At 58.5% G+C, this 16711-nt stretch carries 10 protein-coding genes and 3 pseudogenes; 11 read left to right on the forward strand and 2 right to left on the reverse strand.

Annotated features, from left to right (window positions below):
* Positions 1 to 407: 407 nt before the first annotated feature.
* A complete protein-coding gene (locus J2126_RS21750) occupies positions 408 to 1874 on the reverse strand; it encodes an undecaprenyl-phosphate glucose phosphotransferase (protein ID WP_209488895.1) in 1467 nt (488 codons plus the stop codon).
* A gap of 3204 nt (positions 1875 to 5078) precedes the next feature.
* On the opposite strand from J2126_RS21750, the gene J2126_RS21755 reads away from it, so the two are divergent.
* From J2126_RS21755 to J2126_RS21795, 9 genes and pseudogenes are all read left to right on the forward strand, one after another.
* Positions 5079 to 7325: a polysaccharide biosynthesis tyrosine autokinase gene (locus J2126_RS21755; protein WP_209488896.1), complete on the forward strand. Its 2247-nt coding sequence runs from the start codon at positions 5079 to 5081 to the stop codon at positions 7323 to 7325.
* A gap of 111 nt (positions 7326 to 7436) precedes the next feature.
* The gene (locus J2126_RS21760) at positions 7437 to 8171 is read left to right on the forward strand and encodes a hypothetical protein (protein ID WP_209488897.1); all 735 of its coding nucleotides are present in this window, start codon (positions 7437 to 7439) and stop codon (positions 8169 to 8171) included.
* Between the two features lie 64 nt (positions 8172 to 8235).
* Complete coding sequence (locus J2126_RS21765; RefSeq protein ID WP_209488898.1) at positions 8236 to 9765, forward strand: O-antigen ligase family protein; 1530 nt, start codon at positions 8236 to 8238, stop codon at positions 9763 to 9765.
* A 54-nt stretch (positions 9766 to 9819) separates the two neighbouring features.
* Positions 9820 to 10914 carry an acyltransferase family protein gene (locus tag J2126_RS21770; protein WP_209488899.1) on the forward strand — a complete coding sequence of 365 codons (1095 nt, stop codon included), beginning with the start codon at positions 9820 to 9822 and terminating at the stop codon, positions 10912 to 10914.
* A 6-nt stretch (positions 10915 to 10920) separates the two neighbouring features.
* Positions 10921 to 12261 carry an oligosaccharide repeat unit polymerase gene (locus J2126_RS21775; protein WP_209488900.1) on the forward strand — a complete coding sequence of 447 codons (1341 nt, stop codon included), beginning with the start codon at positions 10921 to 10923 and terminating at the stop codon, positions 12259 to 12261.
* 155 nt (positions 12262 to 12416) lie between these two features.
* Entirely contained in the window at positions 12417 to 12563 is a 147-nt protein-coding gene (locus tag J2126_RS21780) for a transposase (protein ID WP_209490463.1), read from the forward strand.
* Positions 12560 to 12772, forward strand: coding sequence for a hypothetical protein (locus J2126_RS21785; RefSeq protein WP_209488901.1), 213 nt, complete (start codon positions 12560 to 12562; stop codon positions 12770 to 12772). Before J2126_RS21780 ends, J2126_RS21785 begins: the two co-directional genes overlap by 4 nt.
* Positions 12769 to 13155: an IS66 family insertion sequence element accessory protein TnpB gene (gene tnpB / locus J2126_RS21790; RefSeq protein WP_209488902.1), complete on the forward strand. Its 387-nt coding sequence runs from the start codon at positions 12769 to 12771 to the stop codon at positions 13153 to 13155. Before J2126_RS21785 ends, tnpB begins: the two co-directional genes overlap by 4 nt.
* 13 nt (positions 13156 to 13168) lie before the next feature.
* Positions 13169 to 13669 (forward strand): annotated as a pseudogene (locus J2126_RS21795) (IS66 family transposase zinc-finger binding domain-containing protein); the annotation flags it as partial.
* A gap of 37 nt (positions 13670 to 13706) precedes the next feature.
* On the opposite strand, the pseudogene J2126_RS21800 reads toward J2126_RS21795, so the two are convergent.
* Positions 13707 to 14926 (reverse strand): annotated as a pseudogene (locus J2126_RS21800) (IS256 family transposase).
* Positions 14927 to 14983: 57 nt separating this feature from the next.
* Here J2126_RS21800 and tnpC point away from each other — a divergent pair.
* Positions 14984 to 15475 (forward strand): annotated as a pseudogene (gene tnpC, locus J2126_RS21805) (IS66 family transposase); the annotation flags it as partial.
* A 183-nt stretch (positions 15476 to 15658) separates the two neighbouring features.
* A complete protein-coding gene (locus J2126_RS21810; RefSeq protein WP_209483277.1) occupies positions 15659 to 16681 on the forward strand; it encodes an IS110 family transposase in 1023 nt (340 codons plus the stop codon).
* The last annotated feature ends 30 nt before the right edge of the window (positions 16682 to 16711 follow it).

Here is a 16711-nt window from a genome sequence, read left to right on the forward strand (position 1 = left end):
ACACGAAATTCCTGACACTCCCCCCCCGAAACGCATGGACCCCGAAACGCTTGGCTGAGCGCCCTGTCCGCTAATGAAGGATAAGCCAGAGGCCGCCCAGCACCGCTGCCGTCGTGACGACGGCGATCCAATCCATCCGCATGGCCGCTCCGAAACTTCCAACGGAAGCAGCGAGTGTGCCGGGGTGGGACGGGCGCGTCGCCACCCAATTGGGGTAGGGGGCGTGCCCGTCGATGCCCGGCCGCGGGCTCAGGTCATGTTCATCAGGCGGCACGCTTGAGGGTGAACGACCGCAGTTGATCGGGTCAGAACCATCGCACAGCTCGAACTTTCCCAGTCGGGTCGATCACGAGCAGTATGGCGTTAGGTCTGCGACCGTGCGCCGCTACCTGAGGGCTTCACAAGCCTCAATAGGCGTCATTGCGGAAGACCTCGAGGAAGGTCCGCAGGATGATCCTGAGGTCGAGCCATACCGACCAATTGTTGATGTACCAGAGGTCCATCTCAATGCGGCGTTCCATGAGACCCAGTTCCGGCGTTTCCCCACGCAGACCCTGAACCTGGGCCCAGCCCGTGATGCCGGGTTTGACATGGTGCCGGAACGCGTAACCGGAAATCAGCTTGGAATATTCGTCATCGTGCGCAATGGCATGGGGCCGCGGACCGACGATGGACATCTGTCCGAGCAGAACATTCAGCAGCTGCGGCAACTCATCGAGGCTGGAGGCGCGCAGGAAGCGTCCCACCCGCGTCACGCGCTTGTCGTGCCGCTGCGCCTGGACGACCTTGGAGCCGTCTTCCATCACGGTCATGGACCTAAACTTGAAGATCGTGAATTCCCGTCCGCCGAAGCCGTTGCGGCGCTGGCGGAAGATGACCGGTCCACGGCTGTCCAGCTTGATCGCGATCGCGATGATGGTGAACAAGGGCAGAAGGAGCAGCATCGCAACGCTGGCGACCATGAGATCGAGCGACCGCTTCTGCGCCAGCTCGAAGCGCGAGAGCGGCGCACGCTGAACCTCGATCGCGATGGAGACGCCGAAATCCACGCGCGGCGCATCAAGAAGCTCGCTGATCACCTCGTCGGGCAGAAGCTTCACCGGCAGCGGCACGGAGCGCAGCTTGGCGCGGACGGCATCGAGGCGCTCGATGTCGCTCCACGGCATGGCGAGGACGATTTCCTCGATGCGGTTCTGGCGAGCGAACTGCAGTGCACTCTTGAGCGCCTCCACGTCTGCGGGCGTGAACGCGCCGCCGTCGCGGCCCGGCGCCGGAGTAGACAGACCGAAACGCCGCACCTCATCCAGGCCGAGACGCATCAGCATCTGGGCCGGCACCACCTTATCCAATTCAGCGGCGTCACCGACCAGCATCGACGGGCGGCCGCGCACGGCGCCGGTGCGGATCGCGCGGCGCAGCCAGATACCCAACGCCCACCGGGAAGCGGGCAGGGCGACGAAGCCGAGTACGGAAAAGATGCCGGTGGACAGGCGAGAGGTAGAGTCGCCCACCTTGAGACAGAATATGACGGTGGCAACCAGGAAGATCGCGAAGGTCCAGTTCACCAAGGCCGCGCGGGTTTCCTCGACGAGCCGGACCATCCGCCACGGCTTGTAGAGGCCGCCGGAAATGTTGGTCAGCACGAAGGCCACGGCCGCGAGAATGCCGATGCCCAGCGGCCGCGTGATCTCGAACCCCGCGCTGGACTGGGTGGAGAAGAAGAAATCGACGAGAACGCTGAGCCCGAGGATCAGCGCCACGTCGGTCAGCATGAAAAGAGGGGGTACGGAGGCGTAGTCGAACCGGGCAACGGTTCCGGAGCCCCGGACTCCGCTTGCCTGGTCGATTCGCAGATTGTCCGTGGACAGCGACATTCGTCCCTCAAGTCCGCCTGACCGATAGAGAAGCGGATCGGGCGTTTCCGCAGAACGATACCGCAACTATGATCGCTATTATTCCATCAACATAGCATCGGCGCGCTCGCGCCACAAGCGAGTATAGGTTAATAAACGATCGAACGACAAATGTAATCAATCTGTCACGAAATGCAAAAATGGGCCGAAGTGGCTGCTAGTTCCGATGACGATGAAGCAGGACGGCGCCGATCAATCTCGGGCGATCGAGTAGTAAGCAAAGATCGAAAAACGGAATCCGTGTTTAATGGAATAAGAGGTTGAGCGATTACTTCAGCATTTTGCGGCGACTAGACGCCTGCTCATTTGCTGGGCATTGTTGCATTGCAGGATCGGCGCTTAGTGCTTTTCCCGGGTGTGCCGCTGCGGCTGATCCCATTCTGCCGGACCTTGCTCCTGCCTGTAGTGTCTGCGTTTCGCGCGACGGGGCGCCGCATAAGTGAGCATTCCGCGGCCGTTTGCTCAACTCGCCGACTATATGGTCCCTCGTCTGCGCGACAGCCCCCATTCAGCGTTGTGGCGACTCCGAAGGCGTCGACGGGATTCGAATCGATCTCTTCTGGTCCGTGGTCCGGGCTCGAACTCGCCTGAGCCGGGAAGGGCATCGGAATGCACGCCATAGAAAAGGCTCCTGCGGCGGTCTGGGAACCACCCCCACGTTCTCAATCTCGCGCATTGTCCCGGGGTAACGTCCCTTGTCCATTGTTCTTCCCCGCCGTGCGCCGACACGGCGCCCGCCGCCGGCCAGGCCTGCGATGAATCCGGCTCGCTTGACCATCGCGCATTGATGGCGGCGACCTCACGTCGGCCTTTTGTCTGCTGTGACGAGGAAGCAACACCGAGGACGGCCGGCCAGCGGTTGAGGCGACTGAGCGCTCGCGATCTTCGCGCGTCGAGTTTCAATAAGATCAAAGGATCTCAAGTCTCTAACGCGGGCTCTGCGGGCAGCAACTCGATTGCCGAAACAGCAGAGGCTAAGACCGCATCCGGATGCGTGCTCGGGCTGCAAATAACCGTTGGCGGAATAGTGCGGTACCTAGGTAGATCTCCCCTGAGTGGAGAGGAGGGGCAGCACGCGCTCTGCTCGAGGCACCCAGCGGGATTGTTGCAGCGCCACACGCCTTGTGGTAAGCATGATGCACCTAACTGGAGTGCGGGCGATGGCGAAAGTTTTCCATTTTAAGACGGTCCTGACCGGCGCAGCAGTCGCTGGTATGCTTTTTGCTGCGTCTGGCACATCGCAGGCGGCTGGTCTTTGGGGCGAGCGTCTGTCGGCGCTCAAGACTCATTCAGTGTCTGCCCAGGGTGCGTCGGGGTGGAAATGGTCGCTTATTCAGTACCGGGCTTACAAGTATGACCAGAGGCTGAGCAGGTTTTTTGGACGTCCGGTGAGCCCCTTCTGCCGCCTTTTCTGTTGACGTTTGTCACAGGCGCTGCCTGGAAATCGCCCTATCAAAGTTTGCCTTCCAATTTGCGACGCAAATTGGAAGGTTTTGAAGGCCATTGTTATTGGCCTATCGGCTGCGGCCGATGGGGGCGGGCTTCTGGCTTCTCCGACTTTTTGGATAGAATAGTGGTAACTGCAGGTTGAGACGATCCGCAAGTAGCCAGCAAGCTGGCGCGTGGCGCTCGTTTTGGCCATGTCGTCAATCGTGTTGGGCGGATCGCTGGGCTGTGGTTGTCGCATCAACGCTGAGTTCATTTTCACGCATTGGATAGTTAGCATTAGAGTTTGTTTTCGGTGCGATCGGGTGCTTTGCCGGCGTTGTTGATTTCTGTATTGGGCGCCCCTGCCGGGCCTCTGCCCGCATCCGATATCCGTTCATTGATGTCAGGTTGCAGCTAGTTGGTGCAATAATTCCCGAGAGACATCGAAGGCGCGAAATGCGCTACTCAGCGGAGCATATCCGCGATTGCTTTGATTTAGGTGCTGAAGGTTGTCGAGACGGGCACGTGATCGTCGTCTTGGGCGTGACACGTGGGACTCCAATACTCACGATCATTCAGAGCTCTCGCGAGCATCAAGGGCAACGCAACGTTCTTATCATTCTTGCATGTGAATCAGGTGTTTCATGTGCCGGCGCCGAACGGGTGGTGGCCGCCCAGCTTCGCCTGCGTCAGTGCCTAGTCTAGATCAGTTTGCGCGCATTTCTGATCGCCACCTGCCCTTGATGCACCGTCGGTTAGCGGCTGAGGCGAGCGGTTTATACGGGCTCGGTGCGCTAGGCGCTGGAGTAGGCTCTTGACGAGCGATGGGCAGTTGATCGCTTGTGACTTGGTGCATCATACTGATAGTGAGTGGCGCTATGTTACCATCCGCAGGGCGTCTGGCGGAAGCCGCATTTTACGCTTTGTTGCCAGCGTCGGCGACAGCTACGACAGCACTCCGCAGCGCTCTTACCATGGTCATCAATCCTCACTCTACGAGCTAATTCGTTAATCTCCGGAGGCCTTGGCGCTCCTTCTAGGCTGTCGAATTCGCGGCGCTGTCGGGTGGTTGAATCTTTCGGTAACATCCCACCGGCCGAGGCCGAAGAGTGCCCTTCCGCGGGGATCGAGCAGCCAACTATGGCGGCATGACCGTCACCGAATGCCGCCAGATCAGCCCGGGCCGCCCGACCCCACCGACAAGCAAGCACGCAACAGAATTTTGTCACTCGACGAGTTCGATCGGCAGCACCAGGCTAAAGCCCCGGGAGGGGTGTCTAAAAAAATCGGGGCGCTTCCTAATCCGTTCTGCGTTCGATGCCGACGACGCTCCCAATCGATAAAATGAAATTTGTCCGTGCCCGCCAATGGGGCTTTTTTGTTGCGCCGCCGCAGCCGTCATGCTATGCAACAATAAAAATAACATTCTTTAGCGTGTTGCAGTTGTGCTGAGGGGTAGTTCTAGAGTTGAACAGCTAAGGCGTTGGAGTTGATATCAAACGTGTGGCACGGTATTTGTTGTCACCTTCAGTGCGCATTGGGTATGTTTTAGTAACGAACTTCGCTGTTGCGGGTTTTGCGGGGGCGGTATTTTTGGGGTAGGTCGCCGCTGCGTGGGCGAGTGAAGGGTTAGTTCACGGTCTGTGTCGCTCCGAGGCGCGCTATCGTTCGTATGGGTTATGGGAACTCCGGCGGAGGATAAGTACGAAGTGCTTCGCACCGAAGGATAAGTTTGACATGCTTCGCATCGATGGGACGACTGGGGGTTCCTCCCTGAACATCCAGAATGAAGCTGGGGCTACTGCCACATTTCTGTTTCAGGTTTTGCGACGGCAAAAATGGGTAATTGGTGGCATTGTCGCAGTGTTCGTCGGATTGGCGACCCTCTATTGCGTGATCGCCACCCCTAAGTATACAGCCTCGGCGGAGCTACTGATCGACACCCAGCAGAATCGTGGTCTCGACGTCCTGCCTCAGTTGAGCGGAATACTCGACTCCGGCATGGTGGAAAGTCAGGTCCAGATATTGCTGTCCGAGCGCATCGCGAAGGCGGTAATAAAAGAACTGAAGTTTGTCGAGCAGGCAAAGGAGCGTCGGGAGCAGTCGCAAGAATCATTGGTCGCCCGCACGCTCGGTATGGTTCTGCCATTCTTGTTTAAGCCCCAGGTGATGAGTGACTTCGAGATTGAGCGTCAGCAGATCGGGAGCTTTCTCAGGGAGCTGAAGGTCAAGCGCATAGCGCCGTCATACGTAATTAATATTGACTTCCGCTCGCCAGACCCTGCTATGGCTGCAGACGTTGCGAATCAGGTTGCGGAATCCTACATCATCGACCAGCTCGAGTCGAAATACCAAGCAACACGCCGCGCGAGTGTGTGGTTGCAGGATCGTATTAACGAACTGCGCGACCAGGCTTTGGCTGCCGACCGGGCGGTGCAGGATTTTAAGGCGAAAAACAACATCATCGACACGACCCGAGGCTTGGTGTCCGACCAGCAGCTATCGGAGCTGAATACTCAGCTGGTGACCGCCCGCACAGCTGTTGCTGAGGCACAGGCGCGATACGATCGTGTGGCTAGCATTGTGAAGCAGGGCGGCATCAGTGGAACGAGCGATGAAGCCGTTTCTGATGTCCTGAGCAATGAGGTAATCAGCAAGCTTCGCTCGCAATATCTCGATGCGGTGAAACGCGAGGCGGACTGGTCAAAACGCTATGGTCCCGACCATGTTGCGGTCGCCAATCTCCGCTCGGAGATTAGGGGCCTGCAGCGAGCGCTCTTCACTGAGCTGTCGCGCATCGCCGAGACCTACAAGTCAGACCTTGAGATCGCCATGGCACGCGAGGGAAGCCTGTCTAAGAGTTTGGAAGGTCTGGTCAATCAAGCCAAAATCACGGGTCGGGCGCAGGTTGAGCTGCGGGAGCTGGAGAGTAACGCTCAGTCCTATCGCGCGCTTTATGACAACTTTTTGCAACGTTTTATGCAGGCGACGCAGCAGCAGTCTTTCCCGATGACCGAAGCCCGGGTGATCACCGATGCTTCAGCGCCTCTCTCACCTTCCGAGCCTAAGACGGCACTAATAATCGGCGGGAGTCTGGTGTTCGGGCTTCTGATGGGCGTCAGCATGGGTGTCTGGCGTGAGCGGATGAATCGCTCCTTTCGGGTGCCTGCGGATGTTGAGCGCTACTTGGGCCTCGACTGCCTCGGAGTGCTGCCCCTGGTACCCAGTGCTGCGGGGCCCGTTGCTGGCCAGAGTGCGTTCGACAGCTCCGTCGGCATCTTCCGACAGGTCGTCACCGATCCGTTCTCGCGCTTCGCAGAGACGCTGCGGGCCGTGAAGGTGAGCGCGGACGTGTCCATCTTCGGCCAGTCGGTGCGCGCAATTGGCATCGTGTCAACTCTGCCCAAAGAAGGCAAATCGACAGTCTCCGCAAATTTAGCGCAACTCGTTGCGCACAGCGGACAACGCTGCATCTTGATCGATGGAGATTTACGCAATCCTTCGCTCACGCGACGCATCGCCCCCAAGGCCACGAAAGGCCTGCTGGAACTCCTACTTGGGCAGGCGACCTTCGAGGAAGTGGCGGTCGTCGACCCGCTAACAAATCTCAAATTTATTCCGGCGGCCGTGCCGGGCGAGATCTCGCATACGAACGAGATTCTCGCGTCGGAAAAGATGGCCACCTTGCTCGACCGGTTGCGGCAGATGACGGACTACATCGTAATCGACTTTCCGCCCATGGCGCCGGTGGTCGATGTTATGGCGTCGACGCGACTAGTAGATGGATACGTCTATGTGTTGGACTGGGGCAGTTCTCATCGGGACCTCGCGGTCCATACCCTGCGGAACGCACCAAAGGTCTACGAGAAGATTCTAGGCTGCTTGCTCAACAAGGTCGATGTCAAGGCAATGAAGAGCCTTGAAGACTATGGTAGCAAGTATTATTATCATAAATACTATGCTAACTATGGTCGGGATCGGTAAGATTGCATGCCGCGGGATGACAATATGTCTCGGGAGGCTACTGCTGACGCGGGTCGCGACAGTCATAAGCAAACCATATGCCAGAACGCGTGGTGTACTCTCGGAGCGCGCTTGGTTGTCTTCGCCTTGGCTGCGGCTTCTGGTTTATGGCTAGTTGTGGTGTCTCCTAGCCTGGACATTCAGGCAACCTATGATTTGAATCTTGCTGCGAAGCAAATGTTGAATGGTGAGTCATTCCCTCCGGAAATTCTCGATGGGATCGCTGCCAAATCTGCACCTGTGCTCGAGGCTCAACCGTGTAATTTCTTAGGATTTCAAGATCTGGCGATCATCCGAAGTGCGCAGTTGGAGAATGCGATCGTAGCAAATGATTCCAACGCCGCGGACCGGCTATCTAGTCAAGCTTCCGATGCGGCGAAGAAGAGCTTGGTGTGCAATCCAATGTCGGTCGTAAGCTGGACCATTCTGGCTTGGGTTGAGTTTTTGCAGAACGACGATACGCCTCGCTTGCGGTCCCTCTTGGATATGTCTTTTAGGGCGGGGCCCTTTGAGGGGTGGTCGTTGTTGCGGCGGGTGGAGTTGCAGCTTCACATCCTCCCGACTCTCGACAATTCGTCAATTGAACAATTGAAGCGGCAAATCAATTGGCTAATCGCAAGGGGTCTTGTCGAGGTTCCTGCGCAGCTTTATTTGAGCGCTGGCCCACAGCAGCAGGCCTATTTGCGTAACCTGCTGGCCGAGTCTCCGGAAGAGGTGCAAAAGCGCGCCGAGCAGATTGTCTGGAACAGTGGAGGCAATATAGCACTCCCTTTGGCAAGGCAACGAGGATCGCGCCCGTGGAATTAGTGCGAGCAACAATACTCCTTAAAAAACAAAAGTCGCATCTGTGTCCAAATTTTGGGAAACTGCGATGTGTGTTGTGAGCTCCGGCGCCTGCCAAGTTGCGGTTTCGCCCCGGCGGAACGAAAGAAAATATAGTATCGCGGATCGCCTTGCGTTTGGCTTATTTCTCTTCATGGTGCTTTTCGCGCCGATACCGGACGGCTCAATCTCGTTCTTTTGGGTAGCGATCTGGCTATCAGTTGTGGTGCTCATAGTCCTCCTAGCGAGTTATCGGAACATGGGGGCTGGGCAGTTCGCGCTGCTTGTTGGTTTTGGGATGGTAATTACCGCTTATGGTTCTGTCGCTTGGCTCCAGAGCATTTCTCCTGGTCCGGCGCCGATGGCGATCTGGTCCGCCACGTCGGAGCTTCTGGAGCTCGACATTGCACCCCTATCAGGGTCTATCGCGAATTCGCCACTACAATTTTTTGGGCGCCCTTTGCTCGCAATCTTAGTTCTCACAGGTGGGATGTTGTTCGGAGCGGATAGTCGCCGTGCTGATTTCCTCCTGAGGACGGTAATCTTTTCAGCATGTGTTCTCGGCCTCATTGGGCTTGTTGCCATGCTCATGTCGGTCGAAGAGATTAGGCCTTTTGTACAGGGCAATGCATTAACAGCCTTTTTTATTAACAAGAACACGACGGCAACATATCTAGGCTCCGCCTTCCTCGCAGCATTGGCGCTATTGTGCTCACGAGCGACGAAGCGATTGCGGGAAGGGCGCCCGTTTTTCAGAGCAAATAGGGATGCTAAAGGGGACTTTTCCCTTGTTTTCAGCGCATTGGTGCTCGTTCTATTGCTGCCTCTGACCTTATCACGTGCTGGTGTAGCGTTAACGGCCCTACTCGCGGTAGGAGCTGTCGGTTCGAAATTGCCACTTCGTGGACGTACATTGGGTGCTGCGGCGGTAGCCTGCGTTATCCTTCTGGCATTTGTGTTCGCGTTCTCAGGCGAAGCGTGGCATCTGCGCCAAACGCGATTAAACGTCGACGCAGATGCCCGCTGGTCGGCCTACGGGCTAATATGGCGTGCAATTTTGGAACGGCCGCTGATGGGCTATGGTCTGGGCAGTTTTGCGTCGAGCTTTCCCCAGTTTCGCGATGAGACTTTAGAGGTGGGTGAAAGCTTCAATATCGGGCATAGCACCCCTCTGGAGCTTGCATTCGAAGGCGGACTTCCTCTCGCTTTTTTTGTAGTAGCGTTCTCCGCTTTGCTGGCGGTCGTTTTGCTGCGCGCGGTGATCCGGCGGCCCGGCGATCCCTACGTGTTAGCTGCCCTCCTTGTTGGCCTTCTTGGCGCGTTGCATTCCAGCGTAGATTTTTCACTTCAGGTACCAGGTTATCTTATTGTGTGTCTCGCGATAGTCGGGATCGGGCTTGGGCGGGCCTTTTTACCAAAGGCAGAAGTCGTTGGGCAGCCGGTGCGCCGCCGACGGCGCCGCCACCACGACGAAAGCGCAAGCGGAGATGTCCCATTAGGGTCGATTTCGGCTCAGATGTTTGCCACGACATGCGACGCCTCAACACGATCCACGGATTCGCAGTGGCGCTCGGACTGAATTGAGGTGGTTCGTCGAAAATGGTCTGACGGTGTTTGTTGAAGGGGAATCCAATTGACCAAGAAAGCAGATGGGCAGCTTCCGGCGATCCAATACCTTCGCGCGGCCGCCGCCTTGCTTGTTGCGATTGCCCACGCATCTGAAGAAGCGAAGTACTTCTTTGGATTTACGCCCTGGGTTCAGACCGAAGCCTTTGGAAAGGGCGTAGACTTGTTTTTCGTTATTAGCGGATTTATTATTTATTTATCAAGTATTAAGCTTTCTGACTCGCCCACTCCGTTTATGACGTTTGCAAAGAACCGATTTATTCGAGTTGTTCCGCTTTACTATATTTCAACCGCTTTGATGGTTGTTGTGGTCGTATTCTTTCCAGGCGGAGTGAAGGAAGCCAGGTTTGATATTTGGCAAATCATCACGTCATTTACCTTTATCCCATATGCAAGGGCGCTGGATGGCCGCATGGCGCCGATTTTGTCTTTAGGGTGGACGTTGAATTACGAGATGTTTTTCTATTGTCTATTTTCCTTGTGCTTGCTTATGCCGCGACGCTACGTCGGTTTTCTGGCCGTGGCGATCATTATCACTCTAGCCATTCTCGGGATTCTGGTGCCGAAGGGGGCGTCTGCCCCTGTTAGATTCTGGACGCATAATATTATCATCGAATTCGCGTTTGGAATTGTTATTGCTATGGCATATGAAAGGTATGGGCGGATAAAAGCAAACTTGTATGTTTCAGTCACGTTAATTTCAGTCGGATTTATCCTTCTATACTATTTAAATACGCCGCCTCGGCCGATTGAGTTGCCTAGATTTATTTCGGCAGGTGTGCCGGCTGCAATTATAACGCTGTCAGTGGTGTTATTGTTTCCAGCAAAGGCGGAGGCACGTCTTCCTCGTATTGGCGTTGCGCTTGGCGATAGTTCGTATTCTCTTTATCTCACCCATAGGTTCGTTCAGCGGCCAATCCAAATTCTGACGACGAAGCTATCTCCGTTTGGCGCGGAGCATAATGGCGGGTTTTATCTTATAGTTGCCGTTATAGGTGCGGTGATTACCGGACAGGTGGTATTTATGACTATTGAGCGGCCGCTCCTTAAATGGATGCGAATGAAGATGATCAGGGGGCGAGTTCCCCAAGGCGCGGAGTGAGGCTTTATGAGGCGGCTTGATCAGAATAGCGGAAGTATCGAATCGCGAACAGCAAGGCGCGGCTCCGATGCATTTTCATTCATTTATTCGCTTATTTCCCCCGTTCGTATTTTGACAGCGACGTGGCTGGTATCGGCTTCAGTATACGTTTATTTAACGAAGCTCCGGGGCGATATGCCCTATTTCGAATACTTGGTTTCCGCTGAAAATTTGCGCGACGAGTCGAGTTTCCTCTCTTATGCGATCCTTGGTATAAATTTTGGATTGTTTGTTCTCGGTGCCAAGATGTTTGATTTATCCGCTCCAGCCAGAGGAGTGGGTGGGGGCGTGGGTCGCGATGAAGCCAGCTACAGCCCAGACATCAGGCGGCTCGTTCTTTTCTCTTGCTTTACGATGGCCGTCGCTCTGCTTTGGGTCGGGGGAGCCATAATGACAGTGGGGGGAGTTGCGCAGCTAGCAGACCTCGCGGCTAGCGAGAATATGGCTGCTCGAGATGTGTTACGCAATGCATCGTTTCCAGGTGGGCGCCTTATCAGCTTTGGATTTATCGGCCTTGCGACGATTAGCGCTGCGTATGTTGTTCATGCGAAAGCCGCAAACCAACGGAGGGTGCTGACGGGCATTTTGATTGTTTCGCTTACCTATCTTGGAGTAATGCCGCTGTTGATGTCGGGGCGCATTACCTTTTTCGTTGCATGCATCGGCTCATATATTGCTGCAACTCTTTCCGCCCGACGCCTGATCGGGCTGAGATATTTGACTATTGGCGTTCCAATTCTGCTCGGCGTGTGGACTGCTAAACAATATATAACGCTAGGTCATTTGGCGGCTGCACAGACGAGTTCAGTGTCAGATCAGGCCATCGACGGTCTTTTATTTTATATATATAATGACTTTTTAAACGCCGTCAATGCACCCGAGCTGCTTGATGGCGCGATGACATTCGGCTGGTTTTCCTTCCGATTTGTATTTTTCTTCACCTTTACCGATAAGATATTTTATAATTTTATTGATGAATCAATGCTTTCGGTGGGTCAGTGGCGGACAGCCGGTGAGGTTCCGTTTCTAATGGCGCCTTTCGTTGATTTTTGGTTATTTGGTAGTCTGGTGCTCGTTATTTTTGGGGTTTTCTGCCAGCTCGCGTATAGGCGTTCGATGTTTAGTGTTCGGTGGGCGTCCATCTATGGACTATTATGTGGAGGCCTAATTATGACTACCCATTCGTCATTTATTACAAGCCAAGAATTGGTTTATAGCCTGTTGATTGTGTATATTGTATCAAGGCCGAGCGGAATGGCGTCGGTTGTCCGCCCTGCTCCGCGGCGCCATCTATTCCGCTCCCGCTAAGTCTTTTCGTAAGCGTCGTCCTGGGAGCACCTTCATCGGTGGGACGTGAGAGCGCAGTTTGGCGATCCTGATTGGAGGATCGTTTTGTGTCTGGACTTGACCATAGACTTGAGCCGGAGGTCGAGGTCCGGCGCTTTGAGGTGATCAACGGAGCGATGGGGCGCCGACGCTGGACGGCGGACGACCGGGCGCGGATCCTGGAAGAGACGCTCGCTCCCGGCGCCGTGGTGTCCGCGGTTGCTCACCGCCACGGCCTGTCACCGCAGCAGCTGTTCACCTGGCGACGGGAACGAGCGAGATGATCCCGGCGTTCGTGCCGGCGGTCGTCGCGTCGGAGCCGGCTCCCGCATCTGAACTGTCCGCCCCACCGTCACGGCCGAGGCGGCGTGGCCGGCAACGCCGGGCTGCGGCCATCGAGGTGGACGTCGCCGGGGGCCGGGTGACGATCGAGAACGGGGCCTCGCCGGCGACCATCGCGGCGGTGCTCAGCGCGCTGAAGGCCGGATCGTGATCGGGGCGACCGGCGCGGTCCGGGTGATGGTGGCCACAAAACCCGTCGACTTCCGCAATGGGGCGGAGGGTCTGGCCGCCCTGGTGCGTGAGACCATGGGCGCCGATCCGTTCTCCGGCACCGTGTACGTGTTCCGGGCCAAGCGGGCAGACCGGGTGAAGCTGGTGTTCTGGGACGGCACCGGGGTCGTGCTGGTGGCGAAGCGGCTGGAGGATGGGGAGTTCCGCTGGCCGAAGATCGAGGATGGCACCCTGCAGCTGACCTCGACCCAGCTCCAGGCCCTGCTCGAGGGCCTGGACTGGCGGCGGGTGCATGAGGCACAGCGGTACGACGACACCGGTCGCCGCCAGTTGAAGAGGCCCGCAGGGGCTTGGCGAATATGATTCTATCGGGGTCATGGCTTCGCTCTCCACCGAGCTTCCCCGCGATCCCGAGACGCTCCAGGCGATGCTGATCGCGCGGGACGCGGAGATCGAGCGCCTGCGCCAGATCATCAAGGAGCTGCAGCGTCACCGCTTCGGCCGACGGGCGGAGAGCCTGCCGGAAGACCAGTTGCTGCTGGCGCTGGAAGAGGCCGAGCAGGTGGAAGGCGCCGGCTTCGCCGCGTCCGAGGAGCAGGTGCCGGCCGAGAGGGCCGAGCGGGTCGCGAAGCGCCGGGCAAACCGCGGCGCGCTGCCCGCCCATCTGCCGCGGATCGAGACCGTGGTCGATATCGAGAGCGACATATGCCCGTGCTGTTCCGGCAAGCTGCACCGCATCGGCGAGGACGTGGCAGAACGGCTCGACATGGTGCCGGCCCAGTTCCGTGTCCTGGTGGTGCGCCGGCCGAAATATGCCTGCCGGTCCTGCGCGGACGTGGTGGTGCAAGCGCCCGCGCCGGCACGGCTGATCGAGGGAGTGTCAGGAATTTCGTGTGGGGGCGGCGGGTTGAAGATCAGGCCGCCATGGCCTTTGAGAAGCGCTCGCCGAAGATAACGGCGAACTGCGCCTTTGCCATCGCCCATTCACGAGGCGCCATCTTCCACTCCTTTTCGGCGCGGTTCAAGACCAGGAAGAGGAGCTTCAGGGCAGCATCGTCCGTGGGGAAGTGTCCCCTGGCCCGCACGGCGCGGCGCAGCTTGGCGTTGAGCGCCTCGATGGCGTTCGTGGTGTAGAGGATGCGGCGCACCTCGGCGGGGAAGGCATAGAACGGCACGACCTCGCTCCAGGCCCGCCGCCAGCTCTGGGCGATGGCCGGATAGCGCCGGCCCCAGGCCGTGTCCTCGAAGGCCGTGAGCGCCGCCTCGCCGGCGGCCGCATCCACGGCTCGATAGATGTCCTTCAGCGCCGCGGCGACAGCCTTGCGGTCCTTGTACGATACGAAGTCGAGGCTGTGGCGCAGCAGGTGGACGATGCAGGTCTGGACCACCGCTTCGGGGAACACCGCCCGGATCGCGTCGGGAAAGCCCTTCAGGCCGTCGACGACGGCCAGCAGCAGGTCCTCGACGCCGCGGTTCCGAAGCTCGTTCATAACGCGCAGCCAGAACTTGGCGCCCTCGTTCTGCTCCAGCCACAGGCCGAGGATCTCCTTGGCGCCATCGGCGCGCACGCCGAGCGCGATGTGGACCGCCTTGTTGCGGACGATGCCCTCGTCGCGCACCTTGACCCGCAGGGCATCGAAAAACACCAGGGGATAGACCGGCTCGAGCGGCCGGGCCTGCCACGCGGCGATCTCCTCCAGGACGGCGTCGGTGACGACGCTGACGAGATCAGGCGAGACCTCGATACCATAGAGCTCGCGCAGATGCCGACGATCTCCCGGGCGCTCATGCCCCGGGCATACATGGACACGATCTTGTCGTCGAAGCCGGGGAAGCGCCGCTGGTACTTGGCGATGAGCTGGGGATCGAACGTCGCCTGACGGTCCCGCGGGATCTCCAGCTCGATCCGGCCGGTCTCGGTGGTGACGGTCTTGCGGCCATAGCCGTTGCGGCTGTTGCCGGCCTCCTCGCCCGCCAGGTGATGGTCCATCTCGGCGTTCAGGGCGCGCTCGGCCAGCGCCTTCTTCAGATCGTCGAGCAGGCCATTGGTGTCGAAGGCCGTCTTGGGATCGGCACCGGCCAGCAACTGGTCCAGCAGTTCGTCAGGAATACGGGGGGCTTTGCGTCGGGCCATCGGGAACCTCCATAGGGTCCATCATGACCGCCCCCACACGAAATTCCTGACACTCCCCTGATCGACGGCGGACTGCCGACCGAGGCAACCGTCGCCCATGTGCTTGTCTCCAAATATGCCGACCATCTGCCCCTCTATCGCCAGGCCCAAATCTACGGGCGCCAAGGCATCGCGCTCGACCGCTCGACGCTGGCGGACTGGGTCGGACGGGCGGCCTTCCTGCTGCGGCCTGTCCACGAGCGGCTGCTCGCAGTGCTGAGGAGCTCGCCCAAGCTGTTCGCCGACGAGACCACGGCGCCGGTGCTCGATCCCGGCCGTGGCCGCACCAAGACCGGGCAGCTCTTCGCCTATGCCCGAGACGACCGTCCGTGGGGCGGAGCCGATCCGCCCGCCGTCACTTATGTCTATGCCCCCGATCGCAAGGGCGAGCGGCCCGTCGCCCATCTCGACGGCTTCACCGGCATCCTGCAGGTCGATGGCTATGGTGGCTACAAGACGTTGGCGGGACGCAACGCGGTCAGCCTGGCGTTCTGCTGGGCGCATGCACGGTGACGTTGCCCCTCCTGGCTAATCCAGTTTGAAGTTCGTTCTGGCCCAATGAGAGGACCAGAACATGAGGCGCAGCCGCTTCACCGAGGAGATGGGGTATTCGGTCCTGATCTCTTGAGCCGTTTGCGGCGTTCGGCGGCGAAGAGGACGATCGGGGCCTGAACCCAGCGCCGGGAGGTCCCCATGGTGTACGTCGGCCTTGATGTCTCTTTGAACTCCGTAGCCGTCTGTGTCATCGACCGGGAAGGTCAAATCCTGAAGGAGGCGAGCGTGGCGTCGGAGGCGTCCGCCATCTCGCAGTGTCTCCAGCCTTGGCGGGATCGGATTGCGAAGATTGGGCTTGAGGCTGGGCCGATGTCGGAATGGCTGACTGCGGGTTTGGCGGAGCTTGGTTTTCCCGCCATCAGCCTGGAGGCGCGGCAGGTGAAGGCGGCGTTGTCGGCAATGCCCGTCAAGACCGATCGGAACGACGCGCGCGGCATTGCCCAGGTGGTCAGGGCTGGTTGGTACAAGGTCGTGCACGTGAAGAGCATCGGCAGCCAGCACGCGCGAACGTTGGTGGCGGCGCGCAAGCACCTGATCCGCTCCATTGCCGCGTCGGAGCAGACACTTCGCGGATTGCTCCGTCCCTTCGGCTTGAAGGTCGGCATCGTGTCGCGGGCCGGATTTGCCTCTCGTGTCCGAGATCTGGTTGGCAACAACGCCATCCTGGCTGAGGTGATGGCTCCCCTATTGGCAGCCCGGGACGCACTGATGCAGGAGTACCAGCGCCTTCATCGCCTGGTCGTCCAGGCTGTCCGGAATGATCCGGTCTGCCGCCTGTTGACGACCATGCCCGGAATCGGGCCGGTTTCCGCTCTGACGTTCAGAGCAACGATCGATGCGCCCGAGCGTTTCGCCCGCTCCCGGTCCGTCGGGGCTTATCTCGGGCTCACACCTCGGCGGTATCAATCGGGCGAGATCGATCGGACCGGACGGATCACCAAAGTGGGCGACGGGGAGACGCGAACTGCGCTGTTCGAGGCCGCCAACGTCATCCTGCGACCGAGCACACGCTGGTCACCGATGAAGGCCTGGGCGGTGCGCATTGCTCAGCGTCAGGGAAGTAAGCGGGCGAAGGTCGCTCTGGCTCGCAAGATGGCGGTCGTTCTTCACAGCATGTGGCGGAACGGCACGGAATTCCGATGGACTGCGGCCGCGGCGTGATCGACCCGGCTGTGGTTCCCTGAACGCCCG

Origin of the sequence: Xanthobacter flavus (genome assembly GCF_017875275.1) — a bacterium.
GTDB lineage: Bacteria > Pseudomonadota > Alphaproteobacteria > Rhizobiales > Xanthobacteraceae > Xanthobacter > Xanthobacter flavus_A.

What these genes read in the sequence shown, in the direction of transcription:
- J2126_RS21810 (WP_209483277.1), top strand. Translation starts at nt 15,659, where the DNA reads ATGGTGTACGTCGGCCTTGATGTCTCTTTGAACTCCGTAGCCGTCTGT.
- J2126_RS21755 (WP_209488896.1), top strand. Translation starts at nt 5,079, where the DNA reads ATGCTTCGCATCGATGGGACGACTGGGGGTTCCTCCCTGAACATCCAG.
- J2126_RS21780 (WP_209490463.1), top strand. Translation starts at nt 12,417, where the DNA reads ATGGGGCGCCGACGCTGGACGGCGGACGACCGGGCGCGGATCCTGGAA.
- J2126_RS21750 (WP_209488895.1), bottom strand. Translation starts at nt 1,874, where the DNA reads ATGTCGCTGTCCACGGACAATCTGCGAATCGACCAGGCAAGCGGAGTC.
- J2126_RS21775 (WP_209488900.1), top strand. Translation starts at nt 10,921, where the DNA reads ATGAGGCGGCTTGATCAGAATAGCGGAAGTATCGAATCGCGAACAGCA.
- J2126_RS21765 (WP_209488898.1), top strand. Translation starts at nt 8,236, where the DNA reads ATGTGTGTTGTGAGCTCCGGCGCCTGCCAAGTTGCGGTTTCGCCCCGG.
- J2126_RS21785 (WP_209488901.1), top strand. Translation starts at nt 12,560, where the DNA reads ATGATCCCGGCGTTCGTGCCGGCGGTCGTCGCGTCGGAGCCGGCTCCC.